The sequence below is a fragment of the Vibrio coralliilyticus genome (assembly GCF_024449095.1).
Lineage (GTDB): Bacteria > Pseudomonadota > Gammaproteobacteria > Enterobacterales > Vibrionaceae > Vibrio > Vibrio coralliilyticus_A.
In genome coordinates, this window is sequence record NZ_CP024627.1 from 3,285,718 (window position 1) to 3,304,711 (window position 18,994).

22 protein-coding genes are annotated in these 18,994 nt (G+C 46.8%); all 22 read right to left on the bottom strand.

Annotated features, from left to right (window positions below):
- Positions 1-112: 112 nt before the first annotated feature.
- A complete protein-coding gene (locus CTT30_RS15500) occupies positions 113-535 on the bottom strand; it encodes a F0F1 ATP synthase subunit epsilon (RefSeq protein ID WP_006957442.1) in 423 nt (140 codons plus the stop codon).
- Between the two features lie 18 nt (positions 536-553).
- Positions 554-1,957: a F0F1 ATP synthase subunit beta gene (atpD, locus tag CTT30_RS15505; protein WP_239870925.1), complete on the bottom strand. Its 1,404-nt coding sequence runs from the start codon at positions 1,955-1,957 to the stop codon at positions 554-556.
- A gap of 35 nt (positions 1,958-1,992) precedes the next feature.
- Positions 1,993-2,859: a F0F1 ATP synthase subunit gamma gene (gene atpG / locus CTT30_RS15510; protein ID WP_239870922.1), complete on the bottom strand. Its 867-nt coding sequence runs from the start codon at positions 2,857-2,859 to the stop codon at positions 1,993-1,995.
- Positions 2,860-2,901: 42 nt separating this feature from the next.
- Complete coding sequence (gene atpA / locus CTT30_RS15515; protein WP_239876668.1) at positions 2,902-4,443, bottom strand: F0F1 ATP synthase subunit alpha; 1,542 nt, start codon at positions 4,441-4,443, stop codon at positions 2,902-2,904.
- Between the two features lie 13 nt (positions 4,444-4,456).
- Positions 4,457-4,990: a F0F1 ATP synthase subunit delta gene (gene atpH / locus CTT30_RS15520; RefSeq protein ID WP_239838789.1), complete on the bottom strand. Its 534-nt coding sequence runs from the start codon at positions 4,988-4,990 to the stop codon at positions 4,457-4,459.
- 14 nt (positions 4,991-5,004) lie between these two features.
- Entirely contained in the window at positions 5,005-5,475 is a 471-nt protein-coding gene (gene atpF, locus CTT30_RS15525) for a F0F1 ATP synthase subunit B (RefSeq protein WP_239838790.1), read from the bottom strand.
- A gap of 72 nt (positions 5,476-5,547) precedes the next feature.
- A complete protein-coding gene (gene atpE / locus CTT30_RS15530) occupies positions 5,548-5,802 on the bottom strand; it encodes a F0F1 ATP synthase subunit C (protein ID WP_006957448.1) in 255 nt (84 codons plus the stop codon).
- 57 nt (positions 5,803-5,859) lie between these two features.
- Positions 5,860-6,672, bottom strand: a complete 813-nt coding sequence (gene atpB / locus CTT30_RS15535) for a F0F1 ATP synthase subunit A (RefSeq protein WP_006957449.1) — start codon at positions 6,670-6,672, stop codon at positions 5,860-5,862.
- An 8-nt stretch (positions 6,673-6,680) separates the two neighbouring features.
- Positions 6,681-7,070, bottom strand: a complete 390-nt coding sequence (locus CTT30_RS15540; protein WP_006957450.1) for a F0F1 ATP synthase subunit I — start codon at positions 7,068-7,070, stop codon at positions 6,681-6,683.
- Positions 7,071-7,257: 187 nt separating this feature from the next.
- Positions 7,258-8,139: a ParB/RepB/Spo0J family partition protein gene (locus CTT30_RS15545; protein WP_239838791.1), complete on the bottom strand. Its 882-nt coding sequence runs from the start codon at positions 8,137-8,139 to the stop codon at positions 7,258-7,260.
- Positions 8,140-8,162: 23 nt separating this feature from the next.
- Positions 8,163-8,936: a ParA family protein gene (locus CTT30_RS15550; protein ID WP_239838792.1), complete on the bottom strand. Its 774-nt coding sequence runs from the start codon at positions 8,934-8,936 to the stop codon at positions 8,163-8,165.
- Positions 8,937-8,950: 14 nt separating this feature from the next.
- Positions 8,951-9,583, bottom strand: coding sequence for a 16S rRNA (guanine(527)-N(7))-methyltransferase RsmG (rsmG, locus tag CTT30_RS15555; RefSeq protein ID WP_252035600.1), 633 nt, complete (start codon positions 9,581-9,583; stop codon positions 8,951-8,953).
- The gene (gene mnmG, locus CTT30_RS15560; protein ID WP_239838794.1) at positions 9,584-11,479 is read right to left on the bottom strand and encodes a tRNA uridine-5-carboxymethylaminomethyl(34) synthesis enzyme MnmG; all 1,896 of its coding nucleotides are present in this window, start codon (positions 11,477-11,479) and stop codon (positions 9,584-9,586) included.
- A 443-nt stretch (positions 11,480-11,922) separates the two neighbouring features.
- The gene (mioC, locus tag CTT30_RS15565) at positions 11,923-12,357 is read right to left on the bottom strand and encodes an FMN-binding protein MioC (protein WP_252035602.1); all 435 of its coding nucleotides are present in this window, start codon (positions 12,355-12,357) and stop codon (positions 11,923-11,925) included.
- Positions 12,358-12,410: 53 nt separating this feature from the next.
- Positions 12,411-13,772 (bottom strand): tRNA uridine-5-carboxymethylaminomethyl(34) synthesis GTPase MnmE, encoded by a 1,362-nt coding sequence (gene mnmE, locus CTT30_RS15570; protein WP_252035604.1) that lies wholly within the window; start codon positions 13,770-13,772, stop codon positions 12,411-12,413.
- A gap of 120 nt (positions 13,773-13,892) precedes the next feature.
- Complete coding sequence (yidC, locus tag CTT30_RS15575; protein ID WP_239876665.1) at positions 13,893-15,512, bottom strand: membrane protein insertase YidC; 1,620 nt, start codon at positions 15,510-15,512, stop codon at positions 13,893-13,895.
- 2 nt (positions 15,513-15,514) lie between these two features.
- Complete coding sequence (gene yidD / locus CTT30_RS15580; protein WP_080555897.1) at positions 15,515-15,772, bottom strand: membrane protein insertion efficiency factor YidD; 258 nt, start codon at positions 15,770-15,772, stop codon at positions 15,515-15,517.
- Positions 15,739-16,062: a ribonuclease P protein component gene (rnpA, locus tag CTT30_RS15585; protein WP_006957457.1), complete on the bottom strand. Its 324-nt coding sequence runs from the start codon at positions 16,060-16,062 to the stop codon at positions 15,739-15,741. Before rnpA ends, yidD begins: the two co-directional genes overlap by 34 nt.
- 45 nt (positions 16,063-16,107) lie before the next feature.
- Positions 16,108-16,242 carry a 50S ribosomal protein L34 gene (gene rpmH, locus CTT30_RS15590; RefSeq protein ID WP_004411068.1) on the bottom strand — a complete coding sequence of 45 codons (135 nt, stop codon included), beginning with the start codon at positions 16,240-16,242 and terminating at the stop codon, positions 16,108-16,110.
- Positions 16,243-16,472: 230 nt separating this feature from the next.
- On the bottom strand, positions 16,473-17,210 hold the full coding sequence (locus tag CTT30_RS15595) for an amino acid ABC transporter ATP-binding protein (protein ID WP_252035606.1): 738 nt from the start codon (positions 17,208-17,210) through the stop codon (positions 16,473-16,475).
- Positions 17,207-17,878, bottom strand: coding sequence for an amino acid ABC transporter permease (locus tag CTT30_RS15600; protein ID WP_252035607.1), 672 nt, complete (start codon positions 17,876-17,878; stop codon positions 17,207-17,209). The genes CTT30_RS15595 and CTT30_RS15600 overlap by 4 nt, the downstream gene beginning before the upstream one ends.
- Positions 17,879-18,003: 125 nt before the next feature.
- On the bottom strand, positions 18,004-18,750 hold the full coding sequence (locus tag CTT30_RS15605; RefSeq protein WP_252035609.1) for an amino acid ABC transporter substrate-binding protein: 747 nt from the start codon (positions 18,748-18,750) through the stop codon (positions 18,004-18,006).
- Positions 18,751-18,994 lie beyond the last annotated feature (244 nt).

The following is an 18,994-nucleotide window of genomic DNA, read 5'->3' on the forward strand; positions in this document are numbered from 1 at the left end:
TCTAGACACTTATCCAAGATTAGTTAATTGCTCTGGAAAAATTTCTATTAAAAATTAAGCAAAAAGGCGGTCATAAGACCGCCTTTATCATTTTTAAAACACCGTAATAGGATTAACGGCGTTTCTTTGTCAGCTCGATAACACGTAGCTGAGCAATGGCTTTCGCCAGCTCACTGGCCGCTTGAGCGAAGTCCATATCGCCGTGCTGATTCTGGATACTCTCCTCAGCGCGACGCTTGGCTTCTTCTGCCTTCGCTGCGTCTAGCTCTTCACCACGGATAGCAGTATCAGCCAGTACAGTCGCTGTACCTGGCTGAACTTCCACCATACCACCAGAAACATAAATGATTTCTTCGTGGCCGTGCTGTTTCACAATACGCACCATACCAGGCTTGATAGCGGTCAGTAACGGAGTGTGGCCGTGGAAAATACCCAGCTCACCTTCGCTACCGGTCACCTGAAACGTTTCAACGCGACCAGAGAAGATTTTCTTCTCAGCGCTTACTACGTCTAGGTGAAAGGTTATTGGTGCCATATCGCCTCCTAGTTAGCCTTATAGCTTCTTCGCATTCTCGATAGCATCGTCAATTGCACCACAGTACATGAACGCTTGCTCTGGAATGTCGTCGTAATCACCAGCTAGTAGACCTTTGAAGCCACGTAGAGTCTCTTTAAGAGGTACGTAGATGCCTGGGTCACCAGTGAATACTTCCGCTACGTGGTAAGGCTGAGTTAGGAAACGCTCAATCTTACGTGCACGAGATACAACTTGCTTATCTTCTTCAGATAGCTCGTCCATACCTAGGATCGCGATGATGTCTTTCAGCTCTTTGTAACGCTGTAGAGTAGACTGAACGCCACGCGCAATGTCGTAGTGCTCCTGACCTACCACTAGTGGGTCTAGCTGACGAGACGTTGAATCCAGTGGGTCGATCGCTGGGTATAGACCCATCGCTGCGATGTTACGGTTAAGTACAACCGTTGCATCTAAGTGCGCGAACGTGGTTGCTGGAGAAGGGTCAGTCAAGTCATCCGCTGGTACATATACCGCCTGTACAGACGTGATAGAACCTTGCTTAGTTGACGTGATACGCTCCTGTAGTACACCCATCTCTTCTGCCAGTGTAGGCTGGTAACCTACTGCAGAAGGCATACGACCTAGAAGTGCTGATACTTCCGTACCTGCTAGCGTGTAACGGTAGATGTTATCAACGAACAGTAGAACGTCACGACCTTCATCACGGAAACGCTCTGCCATTGTTAGACCAGTTAGTGCAACACGTAGACGGTTACCTGGTGGCTCGTTCATCTGACCGTAAACCATTGCTACTTTTGATTCTTCAGGCTTCTCAACGTTTACAACGCCCGCTTCCTGCATCTCAAAGTAGAAGTCGTTACCTTCACGAGTACGCTCACCAACACCAGCGAATACTGACAGACCTGAGTGCTGTAGTGCGATGTTGTTGATAAGTTCCATCATGTTAACGGTCTTACCTACACCTGCACCACCGAATAGACCGATTTTACCACCCTTAGCGAATGGACAAACTAGGTCGATTACTTTAACACCAGTCTCTAGTAGAGCGGTTTCGTTTGATTGCTCTTCGTAGCTTGGTGCTTCACGGTGAATAGAGTAAGACTCTTCTGCACCGATTTCACCACGCTCGTCAATTGCGTCACCTAGAACGTTCATGATACGACCTAGGGTCTTAGTACCTACTGGTACTGAAATTGGAGCGCCAGTATTTACCACTTCCACTCCACGACGTAAACCATCAGAGCTACCCATTACGATACAACGAACTACGCCACCGCCTAGCTGTTGTTGAACTTCAAGAACTAGACGCTCTTTTGAGTCCGTTACGTTTAGAGCGTCATATACACTAGGTACTTCGCTCTGTGGGAACTCTACGTCGACTACCGCACCGATGATCTGTACGATCTTACCTGTAGCCATCGTTAATCCTCTAAACTATTTCGTTTTACCTAAGCTTAAACCGCTGCAGCACCACCAACGATTTCCGATAGTTCTTGTGTAATCGCAGCCTGACGGGCTTTGTTATACACAAGCTCTAGATCTTCAATCAAGTTGGTCGCATTATCAGTTGCAGCTTTCATCGCAATCATTCGAGCCGCTTGCTCACAAGCAAGGTTCTCAACCACACCTTGGTACACCTGAGACTCTACGTAGCGCACTAACAGTGCATCAAGCAGAGGTTGTGGCTCAGGTTCATAGATGTAGTCCCATGAATGCTCTCGCTGCATCTCTTCGCTGTCCGATTTAGGCAAAGGTAGCAATTGATCGATCGTTGGTTGCTGAACCATAGTGTTAACAAACTTGTTGAACACTACATACAGACGGTCCAGTTCACCTTCATCGTATTTCTTCAGCATTACGCTTACAGAACCGATTAGGTCTTCAAGGCTAGGGCTATCGCCCAGACCAGAAACCTGCGCAGCGACTTTAGCGCCACTGTTGTTGAAAAAGGCTGTTGCTTTCGAACCGACGACTGCCAGTTCAACCTCAGCACCTTTCTCTTTCCAAGCTTGCATGTCTGTTACAGCTTTCTTGAACACGTTAATGTTCAAGCCGCCACACAAGCCGCGGTCTGTAGAAACGATGATGTAACCAACTCGCTTCGCTTCACGCTCTTCTAGGTACGGATGACGGTACTCTAAATTCGCGTTTGCCACGTGACCGATCACTTTACGCATTGTTTCAGCGTATGGACGAGAAGCTTCCATTGCATCTTGAGAACGACGCATTTTTGAAGCTGCTACCATTTCCATCGCTTTCGTAATTTTCTGAGTGCTTTTCACACTACCGATTTTATTACGTATCTCTTTTGCGCCGGCCATCGTTACTCTCCATTAGTTGGTGGCATTACTGCCACCGACCTATTACCAAGTTTGGGTTGCCACGAAATCATCAACCAGCTTCTTAAGCTGAGCTTCGATTTCATCGTTGTACGCACCCGTCTTGTCGATCTCAGACGCTAGTTCAGCGTATTGACCGCGAGCATACGATAGTAGAGCCGCTTCGAAATCTAGCAGTTTGCTTAGTTCAACATCTGCTAAATAGCCGCGCTCTGCCGCGAAGATCACTAGTGCTTGGTCAAAAACAGACATTGGAGCGTACTGCTTCTGCTTCATTAGTTCTGTTACTTTCTGACCATGGTCTAGCTGTTTCTTCGTTGCTTCATCAAGATCAGACGAGAACTGAGCAAATGCTGCAAGTTCACGGTACTGAGCAAGAGCAGTACGAATACCGCCAGAGAGCTTCTTGATGATTTTCGTCTGAGCTGAACCACCTACACGTGATACCGAGATACCTGGGTCAACCGCTGGACGAACACCTGCGTTGAATAGCTCAGTTTGTAGGAAGATCTGACCATCGGTAATCGAGATTACGTTAGTCGGTACGAATGCTGAAACGTCACCAGCTTGAGTTTCGATGATAGGAAGAGCAGTCAAAGAGCCCGTCTTACCTTTCACTTCACCATTAGTGAACTTCTCTACGTATTCTGCATTTACACGAGCAGCACGCTCTAGTAGACGCGAGTGAAGGTAGAAAACATCACCAGGGAATGCCTCACGGCCAGGTGGACGTTTTAGTAGTAGAGAGATCTGACGGTAAGCTACTGCCTGTTTAGATAGATCATCATAAACAATCAGTGCGTCTTCGCCGCGATCACGGAAGTATTCACCCATCGCACAACCTGCGTATGGCGCTAAGTATTGTAGCGCTGCAGATTCAGAAGCTGACGCAACAACAACAATAGTGTTAGCTAGCGCGCCATGTTCTTCCAGTTTGCGTACTACGTTAGCAATAGTCGATGCTTTCTGACCGATAGCTACGTAGATAGAGAAAATACCAGAGTTTTTCTGGTTAATGATTGCATCGATCGCCATCGCTGTTTTACCAGTCTGGCGGTCACCGATCACAAGCTCACGCTGACCACGACCGATTGGGATCATTGAGTCAACAGATTTGTAACCAGTTTGCACAGGCTGATCAACCGACTGACGGTCGATTACACCCGGTGCAATCACTTCTACAGGTGAAGTCAGTTTGGCTTCAATAGGACCTTTACCATCAATAGGTTCACCTAGCGTGTTTACTACGCGACCTAGTAGTTCTGGACCAACTGGTACTTCAAGAATACGACCTGTACCTGTAACTTTCATGCCTTCCTTAAGGTCAGCATATGGGCCCATTACAACTGCACCAACCGAGTCACGCTCAAGGTTAAGTGCTAGTGCATAACGGCCACCCGGTAATTCAATCATTTCACCTTGCATCACGTCCGCTAGGCCGTGGATGCGGATGATACCATCGCTTACCGATACGATAGTACCCTCATTGCGAGCTTCACTAACAACTTCGAAAGATTCGATACGCTGTTTGATTAGATCGCTGATTTCCGTGGAATTAAGTTGCATGCTCCAATCCCCATTAAGACTGCAATGCATCGCTCAGGCGGTTCAAACGTCCACGCGCTGAGTCATCGATGACTAAGTCTCCGGCTCGAATAATCACCCCACCAAGTAGGGCCTCATCTACACTGCAATTCAGCTTAACTTTGCGCTCAAGACGCTGCTCAAGTTTGCTGCTGATACCTGCAAGCTGTTCATCAGAAAGGTCAGTAGCGGAAATCACTTCCACATCCACTTCTTTCTCATGCTCTTTTTTCAGAGCAAAGAACTGTTCACAAACATCAGGAAGGGCCGCTAATCGACCATTCTCCGCCATTACCTTCAGAAGGTTTTGGCCATGAGCATCAACTTGTTCGCCGCAAACTGCTACAAATACTTCTGCGAGTTTGTCCGCAGAAACTGACCCCGTTAAGAGTTCGTGCATTTGTTCGTTTTTAGCGACTTCAGCAGCAAAAGAAAGCATTTGACCCCATTGGTCCAACGCGCCTTTTTCTACTGCAAAGTCGAAGGCTGCTTTAGCATAGGGGCGTGCGATAGTAGTCAAATCAGACATAGGCGCCCCCAGACTTAAAGTTTTGCAGTAATGTTGTCGAGAATATCTTTGTGCGCATCTTTATCGATGGAACGCTCAATGATCTTCTCAGCACCAGCTACAGCCAGAGTTGCAACTTGTTTGCGCAGCTCATCGCGTGCACGGTTACGTTCAGCTTCAAGTTCTGCTTCTGCTTGCGATAGGATTTTCTGACGTTCAGTCTGAGCTTCCTCGCGAGCTTCATCTAGAATTTGAGCTTTGCGCTTATTCGCTTGCTCGATGATCTCAGTTGCTGTGCGCTTCGCTTCTTTCAACTGATCAGAAGCGTTGGCTTGTGCTAGATCCAAGTCTTTCGCAGCACGTTCAGCTGCCTGCAGACCGTCAGCAATTTTCTTCTGACGCTCTTCGATCGCTTGCATCAACGGTGGCCATACATACTTCATGCAGAACCACACAAACAGTGCAAACGAGATTGCTTGACCTAGCAGAGTTGCGTTTATATTCACAACAGCTACCCCTTCTATTCGGACTTAGTGTTAATCAATAACAAGCTAATGCTTGTCGAAAGTTAAAAGCGATTAACCTAGTTGACCAACGAATGGGTTTGCGAAAGTGAATAGAAGTGCGATAACGATACCGATCATTGGAACCGCATCAAGTAGACCCGCGATGATGAACATCTTAACTTGTAGCATAGGAGCCATTTCTGGTTGACGTGCTGCACCTTCAAGGAATTTACCACCTAGAAGTGCGAAACCAATCGCTGTACCAAGAGAAGCAAGACCGACGATAAGACCTACGGCGATTGCAGAAAAGCTCAGTAAAGTTTCCATTACTATCTCCAATTTATAGTTGTTGGCTAGTTGCCCAAATAAAAAGCTTTAAAAAAATTAATGATCACTGTCTTCGTGTGCCATTGACAGGTAAACAATTGTCAACATCATAAACACGAAGGCTTGAATCGTGATAACCAAGACATGGAAGATTGCCCACGGTAGTGAACCCATCCATTGCAAGTACCATGGTAGCATTGCCGCACAAAGAATGAATACAACCTCACCCGCGAACATGTTACCGAATAGACGCATACCAAGAGACAGAGGTTTCGCCAGTAGCGAGACCACTTCAATCAGTAGGTTAAACGGGATCATCAGTGGGTGATTGAATGGATGTAGTGCTAATTCTTTAGCGAATCCACCTAGACCTTTCACTTTGATGCTGTAGTAAATCATCAGAGCGAATACGCCTAGAGCCATAGCCATGGTGATATTCACATCAGCAGACGGTACAACCTTAAGATAAGGGATACCAAGCCAATGCTCTGCTGGGTAAGGTAAGAAGTCGATAGGCACTAAGTCCATCAAGTTCATTAAGAATACCCAACAAAAGATAGTCAGTGCTAAAGGTGCGATCAGTGGGTTGCGTCCATGGAACGTGTCTTTGACGTTTTCCGCGACAAATTCAACGATCATTTCTACAGCACACTGAAGCTTACCTGGTACACCCGCTGTTGTTCTCTTTGCTACCTTGTAAAAAATTCCGAGGAAAATTAAACCAGTAAACCAAGAAAAAAACAGGCTATCGATATGTACGTTCCAGAAACTTGCCTCCTCCGCTACAAGACCTAACTTATAAGTAGAAAGGTTTGTAAGGTGGTGGGAAATGTATCCGGACGCAGTTAGCGCTTCACCTGGCGCAGCCATAACTCATCCTATTTTTTGTTGTTAATGAATAGCACTGGCGCACAGATATTAATACCTAGAGCCAGCAAATAGGTTAGCTTAAGGGGAACAAGTTCCACCTGTATATACATGTAGGCAACGGAGAAAAGCGCCACCGTGATAAGGATTTTCAGTGCTTCACCGGCATAGAAAGAATTCGCGATCCGCTTTGCGGCGCGAGCTCCACCATACATGAAAGCAAACAATGCGAACACCGCATTCGCAACAACAAAAATGCCGCCGCCAATCAGTGCTGAAAGCCCCCATTCAGCATTCACAGCCACTGCCATTCCTGCCGCCATTAATGTAACCGCGCCGAACTGGATCATTAACAATCGCTTTGCAAGCTCTCGTCCTGGTCTAGCTAACGCAGCTACCATGTATTCGTACCTCGAGTAAAATCCACAGCGTTACTACCTCGGTGCTGGGAAATTGGCGAAAATTATACGGTGAGTCCTATTGAATGCAATTAAAACACCGCAAAAAGTTACAATTTTGTTTACAAACCGACAACTTCCGCACAAAAATTCGTTTTTTTACATAATTGACGGAGATCAATTATCTCATTTAGCTTTCGAGCTTGGCAATCAGTTGCTCTAATTTGTGAGGCTCATCAAGACTAATCGTCACTTTAGAAGCGCCATTCTTAGCTCGTACGATTGCCACTTTAGCACTGAGCATTTCACTCAATTTTTGTGACATTTGTTGTGCCTCCGTGTCTTGGGACTCATTTTTCTCTTCAGATTGCGGCTGGAGACACTTTTTCACTAGCTGCTCCGTCTGACGAACCGTCATACGCTTCTTCGCAACCAGCTCAGCCACTTCGACTTGTTGCTCACCTTCAAGCGCTAATAGTGCACGAGCATGCCCCATCTCAAGCATTTTTTCAGAAAGCAGATACTTTACATCCATTTCAAGCTGATTGAGTCGCAGTAAGTTACTCACGGTAGCGCGCGACTTACCAATCACCTCAGCCACCTGTTGGTGAGTCAGAGAAAATTCCTCTTGAAGACGATCCAAAGCAACCGCTTCTTCGATCACATTCAGGTCTTCACGCTGGATATTTTCGATCAAAGCCATGGCAATCGCAGCACGATCCTCAACATTCTTGATCACGCAAGGTACCTGCTTCAGGCCCGCTTTACGAGCCGCACGCCAGCGGCGCTCACCAGCGATGATTTCAAACTTATCGTTTTCAACCTGGCGAACCACGATCGGCTGAATGATGCCCTGAGACTCGATTGACGCCGCTAGCTCTTCAAGCGCTTCGGGCTCCATATCTTTACGTGGCTGATAAACACCAGGTTTAAGACTGTTAATGCTTAAATCGGCCAGCTCCCCATCAGAAGAAAGCTCTTGGCTGTGTAATGCACTTTGCTGTTTTTCACGTGCAAGCGAGCTCGTCGAGAGCAGAGCATCAAGCCCTTTACCTAAACCACGTTTAGACATGAGACAAAATTCCTTTGGTTGGGTTATGCAGGGACTTCATCGCGGCGAAGCATTTCTCCAGCTAAAGCCAGATAGGCTTTTGCGCCTGCGGAGTATTTGTCATAGTACATGGCAGGTTTACCATGACTTGGCGCTTCGGCCAGACGAACATTACGAGGAATAACAGTGCGGTACACCTTGTTACCAAAGTGCTTTTTCAACTGATCGGAAACTTCATTGGATAAGCGGTTGCGAGGATCGTACATGGTTCGTAGTAAACCTTCGATTTTAAGGTTTTCATTCACCACCGCTGCCAACTTACTGATGGTATCCATCAATGCTGTTAAACCTTCCAGCGCAAAATACTCACACTGCATAGGTACCAAGACCGAATCTGCTGCGGCCATGGCATTGATTGTAAGAAGGTTTAGAGATGGAGGGCAATCAATAAAGATGAAATCATAGTTATCGCGAACTGCAGCCAAAGCATGTTTGAGGCGAACCTCACGCGCAAACACTTCCATTAGTTTAATTTCTGCCGCCGTGACATCACCGTTAGCTGCGATCAGGTCATAATTTCCTGATGTTTTACGGCACACAACATCATCAAAAGCGACATCCTCAACCAGCAGTTCGTACGCTGTTGCATCTACCTGATACTTGTCGACCCCACTGGCCATAGTGGCATTGCCTTGCGGATCGAGGTCAATCACCAATACCTTACGCTTAGTCGCAGCCATAGACGCGGCTAAGTTGATGCACGTTGTTGTTTTACCAACTCCACCTTTCTGGTTGGCGATTGCTACGATTTTTCCCACGATGAACCTCGCTTTTATTCCTTGCGGGATAAGATTACTAGATGACGCTCACCTTCCAATTCAGGAACTTGCAAAGCTTTGATGTCGGTCACAGAACACCACTCTGGAAGCTGCTCAATCTCATCCTGTGGTAATTGGCCCTTCAGGGCCATAAAACAGCCTGTATGCGCTTTAGGTAAGTGATGACACCACTCGACCATGTCCACCATAGAGGCAAACGCCCGGCTTAACACGCCATCAAATTTGTCTTGTGGCTGAAACGCTTCAACACGGCTTTGAATCGGCGTGACATTGTCGATCTTAAGCTCGTGCAACACCTGTTTGATAAAACGAATGCGCTTGCCAAGGCTATCAAGCAAAGTAAATGCCATATCAGGGTTCATAATCGCCAGAGGAATGCCAGGTAAACCCGGACCAGTTCCGACATCAATAAAGCGTTGCCCTTGCAGATGTGGGCTGACCACTATGCTATCGAGAATGTGTTTCACCAGCATGTCACCGGGATCGCGAACGGAGGTCAAGTTATAGGCCTTGTTCCACTTGTTAAGCATTTCTACATAGCCAACCAGCTGTTCTCGTTGATGTTCGGAGACGTCCAGCGAAGTTTGAGCGATCAAAGCGTCTAATTGTGTTCGTAAACCACTCATTTATGCTTCCTCGCCTTTTTTCAACATGCCATGTTTTTTGAGGTGAACCAGCAGAATCGAAATCGCGGCAGGCGTGATACCTGAAATACGTGACGCAATACCAATTGACTCAGGTTTCGACTCATTCAATTTCGCTACCACTTCATTGGACAGCCCTTTCACATTGGTGTAATCCAGATCCACGGGCAACTGGGTATGTTCATGACGAAGCGACTTTTCAATCTCGTCTTGCTGACGTTTAATGTAGCCTTCGTATTTGACTTGAATTTCTACTTGCTCAGCCGCCTGTTGATCGTCCAGAGCAGGTGCAAATGCGTCCAGTTCAGTTAGTTGGGAGTATGTCATTTCCGGACGGCGCAGCAGATCTTCACCACTTGCCTCACGGGCCATTGGCGTTTTGAGATGCTTATTCAGCTCATCAATACCCGCAGATTTAGGGTTCATCCACGTGTCTTGCAATCTTTGACGTTCTTTCGCCATGTTTTCGATCTTTTGATTAAAGCGAGCCCAGCGTAGATCATCAACTAATCCTAACTCGCGCGCTTTTTCTGTCAGACGAAGATCCGCATTATCCTCACGCAGCAGTAAGCGATACTCTGCACGAGACGTAAACATGCGGTATGGCTCTTTTGTCCCCATTGTCGATAGGTCATCAATCAATACTCCCATGTAAGCTTGATCTCGACGTGGACTCCATCCATCTTTGTCCTGACTATACAGGCTAGCATTCAAACCTGCCATCAGACCTTGCGCCGCGGCTTCTTCATAGCCTGTAGTTCCATTAATCTGGCCAGCAAAGAATAAACCACTAATAAACTTCGTCTCGTAGGTCTGTTTTAAATCACGTGGATCAAAGAAATCATATTCAATGGCGTATCCTGGACGAACGATATGTGCGTTCTCAAAGCCTTTCATTGAACGAACGATTTGCACTTGAACATCAAACGGCAGGCTGGTTGAGATGCCATTTGGATAGAGCTCATGCGTGTTCAGTCCTTCAGGCTCGATAAAGATCTGATGGCTGTTCTTGTCGGCAAAACGCATCACTTTGTCTTCAATCGATGGGCAGTAACGTGGGCCAATTCCCTCGATCACACCGGCATACATAGGGCTACGATCTAAGTTTTTTCGGATCACTTCATGTGTTTGATCATTGGTATGAGTGATAAAACATGGGATCTGTTGTGGATGTTGATCCCTGTTGCCCATAAAAGAGAAAACTGGTGTTGGGTCATCACCGTGTTGAGCTTCAAGTACTGAAAAATCAACAGTACGTGCGTCAATACGCGGTGGCGTGCCCGTTTTTAGGCGATCAACACGAAACGGTAATTCACGTAAACGATCCGCTAAAGCGATCGAAGGTGGATCACCTGCACGACCTCCAGAGGAACTTTCCATGCCTATATGGATTTTACCTCCAAGGAAGGTTCCTACGGTCAACACAACAGCTTTAGCATGAAAGCGCAGCCCCATTTGAGTGATCACACCAACCGCTTTGTTCTGCTCAACAATCAAGTCATCTACAGATTGTTGGAATAGTGTTAGGTTCGGGGTATTTTCTAACGCCTCACGTACATAAGCTTTATAGAGTGCTCGATCAGCTTGAGCTCGTGTAGCACGAACAGCAGGCCCTTTAGATGCATTAAGAGTCCTAAACTGAATACCAGCGTGATCGATGGCTTGGGCCATTAAACCACCCATGGCATCCACTTCTTTGACTAAATGACCTTTACCGATCCCCCCAATTGCAGGGTTACATGACATCTGACCTAAAGTGTCGATGTTATGTGTCAGTAACAGTGTTTTTTGTCCTGTACGAGCTGATGCGAGTGCGGCTTCCGTTCCTGCATGTCCGCCACCAACAACAATGACGTCAAAGTTTTCGTGATAAAGCATGAACTGACCTCTGGTATTCAAATAGAGAGATGGACAGATAAAAAGAGCGCTATTCTACCTGCTTTCCCATGGATAGAAAATCGCTTTTCGCGTTTTTAATTTAAGCCTCTGACAAAGCTTATTTCTATAGGATCTCTATATATGATCTTTTATTGGATCTATTATTAGGATCGGCGATCTCTGTGGATAAGTGAAAAATGATCAACAAGATCATCGTTCTTGAACGGATCATATGATGTGATCTTACCTTGATCAGTGTGAGGATTTTCTGAGATCAAAAAGGCTAGTTATGCACAGGTAAAAATAAAACTCAAAGTTATTATTGGGATAACTATAGGTTAATCACCGGATAGATCTTATTTTATCCACAGGAGGGAGAAAAAGGATTTTATGAGTTGTGGAGAGAGGAAGTGGCTGATGGCACACTTCCTTAAAGAGTAAGACTACAGCTTGTTGATATGCTCGTTTAGCCACACCTCTGCGGCATCTTCAGGAACATCGTGGCTGAGAACATCGATGGTTAGACAATCCGCCACTGGTGTCGCTCCAATGTCGGCTAGTAGGGCATGGGCGTGCTGGCCTGCGGCACAGAATGTGTCGTAGCTAGAGTCGCCAATGGCAATGACCGCATATTTGACGTCAGACATACGCGGCGGTGTATCTTGCAAGGCTTGAATAAACGGTTGAATGTTATCTGGATACTCACCCGCACCGTGAGTGGATGTGATGAGTAGCCAAGTACCCTGTGCTGGTACTTCTTCCAGTACCGGTTGGTTGTGGATACAAGTCTTAAAGCCATTTTCAATCAGCAGATCACTCAGATGATCACCCACGTATTCAGCGCCACCTAATGTACTGCCTGTGATTATTTGGATCATAGAATTTCCTTTTACCTAAAAACAGCGCGACGGGAAACGTCGCGCATGTATGATTATTTGCCGATACAGAATGAGGAGAAAATGCGCCCGAGTAAATCATCCGAGCTAAATTCTCCGGTAATTTCGCTCAGATGTTGCTGCGCAATTCTCAGTTCTTCAGCGAGGATTTCTCCTGCCATATAGCCTTCAAGCTGCTGTTGGCCAATATCAAGATGCTCTGCAGCGCGTTCCAGTGCTTCCAAGTGACGACGGCGAGCCATAAAGCCACCTTCGCTCCCTCCAGAGAAGCCCATGCACTCTTTAAGGTGCGTTCGTAGCGATTCCACACCATGCCCCGTTCGTGCTGATAGGCGAATCAATGTGGGATCGTTGACATGACAAATGCCTAATTCTTCATTGGTTTGATCGACTTTATTGCGGATCACTGTCATGCCGATATTGCTCGGCAATCGATCAACGAAGTCAGGCCAAATCTCTTTTGGATCAGTGGCATCTGTAGTGGTGCCATCGACCATAAATAAGACGCGATCGGCTTGCTCGATTTCTTCCCACGCACGTTCGATGCCTATCTTTTCGACCTCATCCGACGCATCACGCAGGCCTGCGGTATCAATGATATGCAGTGGCATACCGTCAATATGAATGTGTTCACGCAGAACGTCACGAGTGGTGCCTGCAATATCAGTCACAATGGCTGATTCTTTACCAGATAAGGCGTTTAGCAAGCTCGATTTGCCCGCGTTTGGACGGCCGGCGATGACGACTTTCATCCCTTCGCGCATGATAGCGCCTTGTGTCGCTTCTTGGCGCACGGCAGTTAGGTTATCAATAATCGTCTGTAGGTCGGCTGAGACTTTACCATCGGCGAGAAAATCAATTTCTTCTTCGGGGAAGTCAATTGCGGCTTCGACGTAGATACGCAGGTGAATCAGGGATTCGACTAAGGTTTGGATTCGGTTTGAGAACGCGCCTTGAAGTGATTTTAGGGCCGATCTTGCCGCTTGTTCTGAGCTGGCATCTATTAAGTCCGCAATCGCTTCGGCTTGGGCTAAATCGAGCTTGTCATTGAGGAAGGCTCGCTCTGAAAACTCACCCGGGCGAGCAGTGCGGATCCCGGGAATTTGCAGGATGCGCTTGATCAGCATATCCATTACGACTGGGCCACCATGGCCTTGCAGTTCTAGGACATCTTCGCCGGTAAAGGAGTTCGGATTAGGGAAGTAGAGCGCGATACCCTGATCGAGCTCTGTGCCATCCTCTGCAGTAAAGGGGAGATATTCCGCATATCGAGGACGTAAGGTTTTGCCTGTTACCTCAGAAGCGACTTTGGCCGCAAGGGGACCGGATACGCGAATAATGCCGACACCGCCTCGTCCGGGCGCAGTGGCTTGAGCGACAATGGTCTCTGTAGTCATAGTGGTAGCCTGTGCGATGCATACCCTGTGAGGGTAAATAGTGAATGAGATGAATTGTAATCAGCCAAAAACAAAAAGGCGACCTTTTGGTCGCCTTTCTCGATTATTTACGCCGACTCGTTATTTTGAGTGCAGGCCTTTCTTCTCCAGCGCCTTATAAATCAGCGTCTGTTGGATCAGAGTCACGATGTTCGATACTAACCAGTAAAGAACCAGACCTGATGGGAAGAACAGGAAGAAACCAGTGAACAGAACAGGCATGAACGTCATGATCTTCTGCTGCATTGGGTCTGTTACTGTGGTTGGGCTCATCTTCTGGATCAGGAACATGGATGCACCCATCAGTAGCGGCAAGATGTAATAAGGGTCTTGCGCTGACAGGTCAGTAATCCAACCAAAGAATGGTGAGTGACGCAGTTCCACCGATTCCATTAGTGCCCAGTAAAGTGCAATGAAAATAGGCATCTGTAGAAGCAGAGGTAGACAACCACCCAATGGGTTTACTTTCTCTTTCTTGTACAGTTCCATCATTTCTTGGCTCATGCGCTGGCGGTCGTCGCCAATACGCTCACGCATTGCTTGCAGCTTAGGCTGTAGCATGCGCATTTTTGCCATTGAGGTGTATTGTGCTTTTGTTAGTGGGTACATAGCGCCACGAACAATGAACGTCAGTGCAATAATAGCCAGACCCCAGTTAGAGACAAAACTTTGAATGAATGACAGTAAGGTATGCAGTGGTTTAGCAATGAACCATAGCCAGCCGTAATCCACAACCAAGTCTAGATTTGGTGCAGTTTCAGCCATTGCATCTTGCAGTTTTGGACCGACCCAAAGTGTCGCATTGAATTGTGCGGAATCACCTGTTGCGATGGTTTTATTTGGGATACGAACACCAATATCACCTAGGTTGCCAATCACGCGAGTGTACAGGTTTGTGCCTGGCTCGTTGCGAGGGATCCATGCAGACGCAAAGTAGTGTTGGATCATTGCTGCCCAACCTTGACCGTCTGGTAGAGTGATAGACAGGTTACGATCCTGCATGTCGTCAAAACTGTATTTCTTGTAACGTGTTTCTTCTGTTGAATACGCACCGCCACGGTAGGTTGGCATAGTGATGCTGCCGCCCGCATCCATCAGGTTTTGGCGCAGGTGAGCGTACATACCAAACGTCGCGTTGTTACCTGAGTTGTTGACCACATCGTATTCAACGTCAACTGCGTAGCTGCCACGCTTAACAATAAATGTTTTGGTGTACTCAAGGCCATTCGCTTGGTATGTCATTGGGATGCGAAGTTCATCCTGACCGTCTTCCAGAGTGAAGCTATCTGCATTCACTGAGTAAGCCGGACGATTTGAGCTGCTCAGATCGATACCTTGAGGGCCCACTAGACCACTTTGCGCAATGAATTGGTGACCTGGCTCGTTCTTCAATAGGACGAATGAGTCTGATGAATCCAGTTCTGCAGAGTATTGGTTCAGGTCTGCAGCGATCACATCACCACCAACCGTATCAATCGACAGAGTCAAGACGTCAGTTGTCACGGTAATCGTTTTAGCAGACGCTTGCTGCGCAGGTGCGGGATCTAAATCATCCGCAAGAGTAGGGGCAGGTAGGGTACTGCTTGATTGTGCCTGTTCAACCGGCTGTGGTGCTGGGTTCTTTGCGACTTGCCATTGTTGAAACAACAAGAAAGAAACCAGTGCTAGCGCGATTAACAGGATATTACGTTGAGAATCCATCGTTATTTATCTCTGTCTTGTTTCTGGACTGGTGGAACGGGATCAAAACCGCCCTCATTCAAAGGGTGGCATTTTAATAGACGTTTGCTTGATAACCAACACCCTTTTACAAAACCGTGAGCTTTTAGTGCTTCTATGGCGTAAGTAGAGCAGGTTGGAGTAAAACGACAGCGTGGTCCGATAAGCGGACTAATGAGGCCTTGATAAAGACGGACGAATCCGATTGCTACCCACGCGAAGGGCGAGACAGGCGCTGCCATAACTTATCAAACAGTTTGAACATTTCTTCATTGCTCAGATCTTGGGCGCTTTTTTTTGCAATCACAACAAAATCTTTGTGAGCAAGTTGATGCTGATTGTTACGAAAGCTTTCACGAGCAAGGCGTTTAAAACGATTACGACCAACGGCGGTTTTAATCTGTTTTTTGGGAACGGCTAAACCTAATCGAGGGTGAGATAGGTTGTTATTGCGAGCAATGATGGTGAAATGTGGTGAGCCAGCTCGATGAGCTTGCTGAAAGACATTTTGATAATGCTCGGGAGTTAACAAACGTAACTCCCGATCGAACGCGTACGTTTTCAAAATAATCGAAGATTACTTAGAAAGACGCTTACGGCCTTTTGCACGACGTGCATTGATTGTTGCACGACCGTTCTTAGTAGCCATACGTGCACGGAAACCGTGAGTACGCTTGCGCTTTAGAACTGAAGGTTGAAAAGTGCGTTTCATGATAATTACCTTTACTGATCAGTAGTTTTAGGTTCTTAGTTAACCCGGCGTGGGCCATTTGGTCTTCTTTATATAGAAAGAGGACAAACCGACGCCTCTCAACAAAGAGGCGGAATTGTAATCACAGTCACACAAAGTGTCAATCATTGAGCAACTGCTAAATTCCGGCCGGGCGATTATACGTAGTGTGAGCAAAATCTCAAGGATCAAGCGATCTTCTTTGGTGATCTTTACTCCGCGCCTACTTGGCGAAGGAACTTTTGTAAGCGAGGATCCTGTGGATTATTAAAGATATCCTGTGGAGAGCCTTGCTCAACGATATTGCCTTCCGCCATAAAGATCACCCGATCCGCTACTTCTCGGGCGAACTGCATTTCGTGTGTGACCACCAGCATGGTTTGGTGTTTAGTCGCTAACTCCTTCATTAATTGAAGAACTTCGCCGACCCATTCGGGATCCAGTGCTGAGGTCGGTTCGTCAAACAGCAATAATTCGGGTTGCAGTGCCATCGCTCGTCCGATACCCACACGTTGCTGCTGGCCACCAGACAGCGCTGCTGGATAACTGTCTCCTTTATCGCCAAGGCCGATGTCGTCAAGAATCTGCTGAGCGCGTGCCAATGCTTGGTCTTTCTTCCAGCCGCGAACGGTGATGAGGCCTTCAGCAATATTCTGACGGGCCGTCATATGAGCAAACAAGGCGTAGTTTTGGAAAACAAACCCTGTCTTACGGCGCAGAGCTAATACTTCCGCTTTGGTGTGCTTTTCACTATCCACGCTTACGTCATCAATGGTGATGACGCCTTTGTCGGCATTTTCTAGAAAATTGACCGTGCGTAGCAGGGTGGACTTACCCGTACCGCTAGAGCCGATAATGACAATAATCTCGCCCTGTTTGATATCGAGATCGATGCCTTTAAGGACTTCTGTGTCACCAAAACGTTTGTGAATGTTACCTAACTTGATCATCTTACGTATGCCTTATTCAACTTATCTTCTGCCCAGATTTGTACGCGAGTCAGTATCACTACAACGCCCCAGTAAATCAGAGCGACGGCAAGGAAGGCTTCGAAAAAGCGGAAACTGGATGAGGCTTCCATTTGCGCTTTTGCCATGATCTCTGCAACACCTAGCGTAAATGCCAATGAGGTAGACTTGATCATATCAATGAAGTAGTTCATCAATGACGGCAGAGCCACACGCGTTGCCTGCGGCAAGATCACTCGGCGCATCGCTTGTGTCGTTGTCATGCCCACCGACAGACTAGCTTCCATCTGGCTACGATCGATACCAATGATTGCGGCGCGGATACTTTCCGCCATGTAAGCGGCAAAGTGCAGGGTCAAACCAATCACCGCGGCGCTGAATGCATCCAGACCGACTAGGAACGGAAAAATTTGCGGTAAGCCGTAGTAAAGTAGGAACAGCTGAACCAGCAGTGGTGTCCCACGAAAGAAGCTGATGTACAGCTGGCTTAACTGATCAAGAACGGGAACGCGAAATACACGGATATTTGCTAAAATGACGGCCAAAATCAGTGAAAATACTAAACCCCATGTCGCCATTTCCATGGTGGTGCCCAGATACTTGAGCAGTATCGGCATCAGGTTCAGCATGTAGTTAAAATCGAATCCCATAACGTATCCCAGTTAAAAATAAGCTTCTATACAAAAAGCAAAACCCACTGCAAAGGAAGGAAAGCAGTGGGTTAAGAGCAAATCCGGTTGAGTGCCTCAACCGGACGAGCAATACTCAACAGTGGTTATTTAGTGATATCAGCACCAAACCATTTCTGAGAAATTTTCTCCAGTGTACCGTCAGTACGCATTTCAGCCAGTGCTTTATTCACTTCAGCCTGAAGCTTTTTGCCGTTGTCATTGTCAACGAAAGGCCAAGCGTTTTGAATCGTCTCAAACGGTTCGCCAGCAAGTTGCAGTGGTAGACCAGTTTTTTTGATCAGCTCAAGTGCTGATAGACGGTCCATAACAAACGCGTCTGCACGACCAAGTGCCACATCGTGTTCGATACCTGTATCGTAAGTCTTGATGTTGATCTTGCCGTCTTTGTCGTAGTTGCGTAGCAGCTGCTCAAAGTTTGAACCTAGGTTAACCGCTACCGTTTTGCCTTCAAGATCTTTAATACCTTGGATGCTGTCGTTGCCTTTACGAACAGTGATCTGCGCACCATCAACAACGTATGGGTCAGCAAAAAGGTATTTGGCTTTACGAGCATCCGTCATGGTGATCTGGTTTGAAATCGTATCAATACGACCTGTCTCTAGCAGACCAAACAAACCAGAAAAGTTTGCCGTAACGTATTCCACTTTGTAATCGTTACGCTTACCAATTTCATCCCATAGGTCCACTTCGAAGCCTTGCAGCTTGTCTTGCTGAACGAAAGTGAATGGGAAGTAGCGGCCAGACATACCGACTTTAACTTCAGTCGCGGCTTGAACCGTCGCAGCAGAAAGCGCAATTGCTGCTACAGCAGCTTTAATCCAGTTTTTCATAGTACAACTCCATAATTTTATAGGCACAAATACTACTGTCACTTTAGTTAATTAGATAAATAACCAAGAGCAATATCCTAGACGTCTGTGGAATAAGCTGCCGTAGCAAAAGTGGGCAGTTTCATGTCAAGCACTGCAAACAATCCAAAGCAGAGATCGGAATAAAACCACATCTTGCGAAAGCTTGATTCACAGACTTATCACCAGATGATGGATCTGTGAGAAATGGCTCAAATGTGGATCA

Bases quoted from the DNA above. Each gene is read 5' to 3' on its own strand.
- CTT30_RS15500 (WP_006957442.1), bottom strand. From the start codon at position 535: ATGGCACCAATAACCTTTCACCTAGACGTAGTAAGCGCTGAGAAGAAA.
- mnmG (WP_239838794.1), bottom strand. From the start codon at position 11,479: ATGCTTTATCACGAAAACTTTGACGTCATTGTTGTTGGTGGCGGACAT.
- yidC (WP_239876665.1), bottom strand. From the start codon at position 15,512: ATGGATTCTCAACGTAATATCCTGTTAATCGCGCTAGCACTGGTTTCT.
- atpH (WP_239838789.1), bottom strand. From the start codon at position 4,990: ATGTCTGATTTGACTACTATCGCACGCCCCTATGCTAAAGCAGCCTTC.
- mnmE (WP_252035604.1), bottom strand. From the start codon at position 13,772: ATGACTACAGAGACCATTGTCGCTCAAGCCACTGCGCCCGGACGAGGC.
- rpmH (WP_004411068.1), bottom strand. From the start codon at position 16,242: ATGAAACGCACTTTTCAACCTTCAGTTCTAAAGCGCAAGCGTACTCAC.
- mioC (WP_252035602.1), bottom strand. From the start codon at position 12,357: ATGATCCAAATAATCACAGGCAGTACATTAGGTGGCGCTGAATACGTG.
- CTT30_RS15595 (WP_252035606.1), bottom strand. From the start codon at position 17,210: ATGATCAAGTTAGGTAACATTCACAAACGTTTTGGTGACACAGAAGTC.
- CTT30_RS15600 (WP_252035607.1), bottom strand. From the start codon at position 17,878: ATGGGATTCGATTTTAACTACATGCTGAACCTGATGCCGATACTGCTC.
- CTT30_RS15605 (WP_252035609.1), bottom strand. From the start codon at position 18,750: ATGAAAAACTGGATTAAAGCTGCTGTAGCAGCAATTGCGCTTTCTGCT.
- yidD (WP_080555897.1), bottom strand. From the start codon at position 15,772: ATGGCAGCGCCTGTCTCGCCCTTCGCGTGGGTAGCAATCGGATTCGTC.
- atpG (WP_239870922.1), bottom strand. From the start codon at position 2,859: ATGGCCGGCGCAAAAGAGATACGTAATAAAATCGGTAGTGTGAAAAGC.
- atpE (WP_006957448.1), bottom strand. From the start codon at position 5,802: ATGGAAACTTTACTGAGCTTTTCTGCAATCGCCGTAGGTCTTATCGTC.
- rsmG (WP_252035600.1), bottom strand. From the start codon at position 9,583: ATGAGTGGTTTACGAACACAATTAGACGCTTTGATCGCTCAAACTTCG.
- atpB (WP_006957449.1), bottom strand. From the start codon at position 6,672: ATGGCTGCGCCAGGTGAAGCGCTAACTGCGTCCGGATACATTTCCCAC.
- CTT30_RS15540 (WP_006957450.1), bottom strand. From the start codon at position 7,070: ATGGTAGCTGCGTTAGCTAGACCAGGACGAGAGCTTGCAAAGCGATTG.
- CTT30_RS15545 (WP_239838791.1), bottom strand. From the start codon at position 8,139: ATGTCTAAACGTGGTTTAGGTAAAGGGCTTGATGCTCTGCTCTCGACG.
- atpD (WP_239870925.1), bottom strand. From the start codon at position 1,957: ATGGCTACAGGTAAGATCGTACAGATCATCGGTGCGGTAGTCGACGTA.
- atpA (WP_239876668.1), bottom strand. From the start codon at position 4,443: ATGCAACTTAATTCCACGGAAATCAGCGATCTAATCAAACAGCGTATC.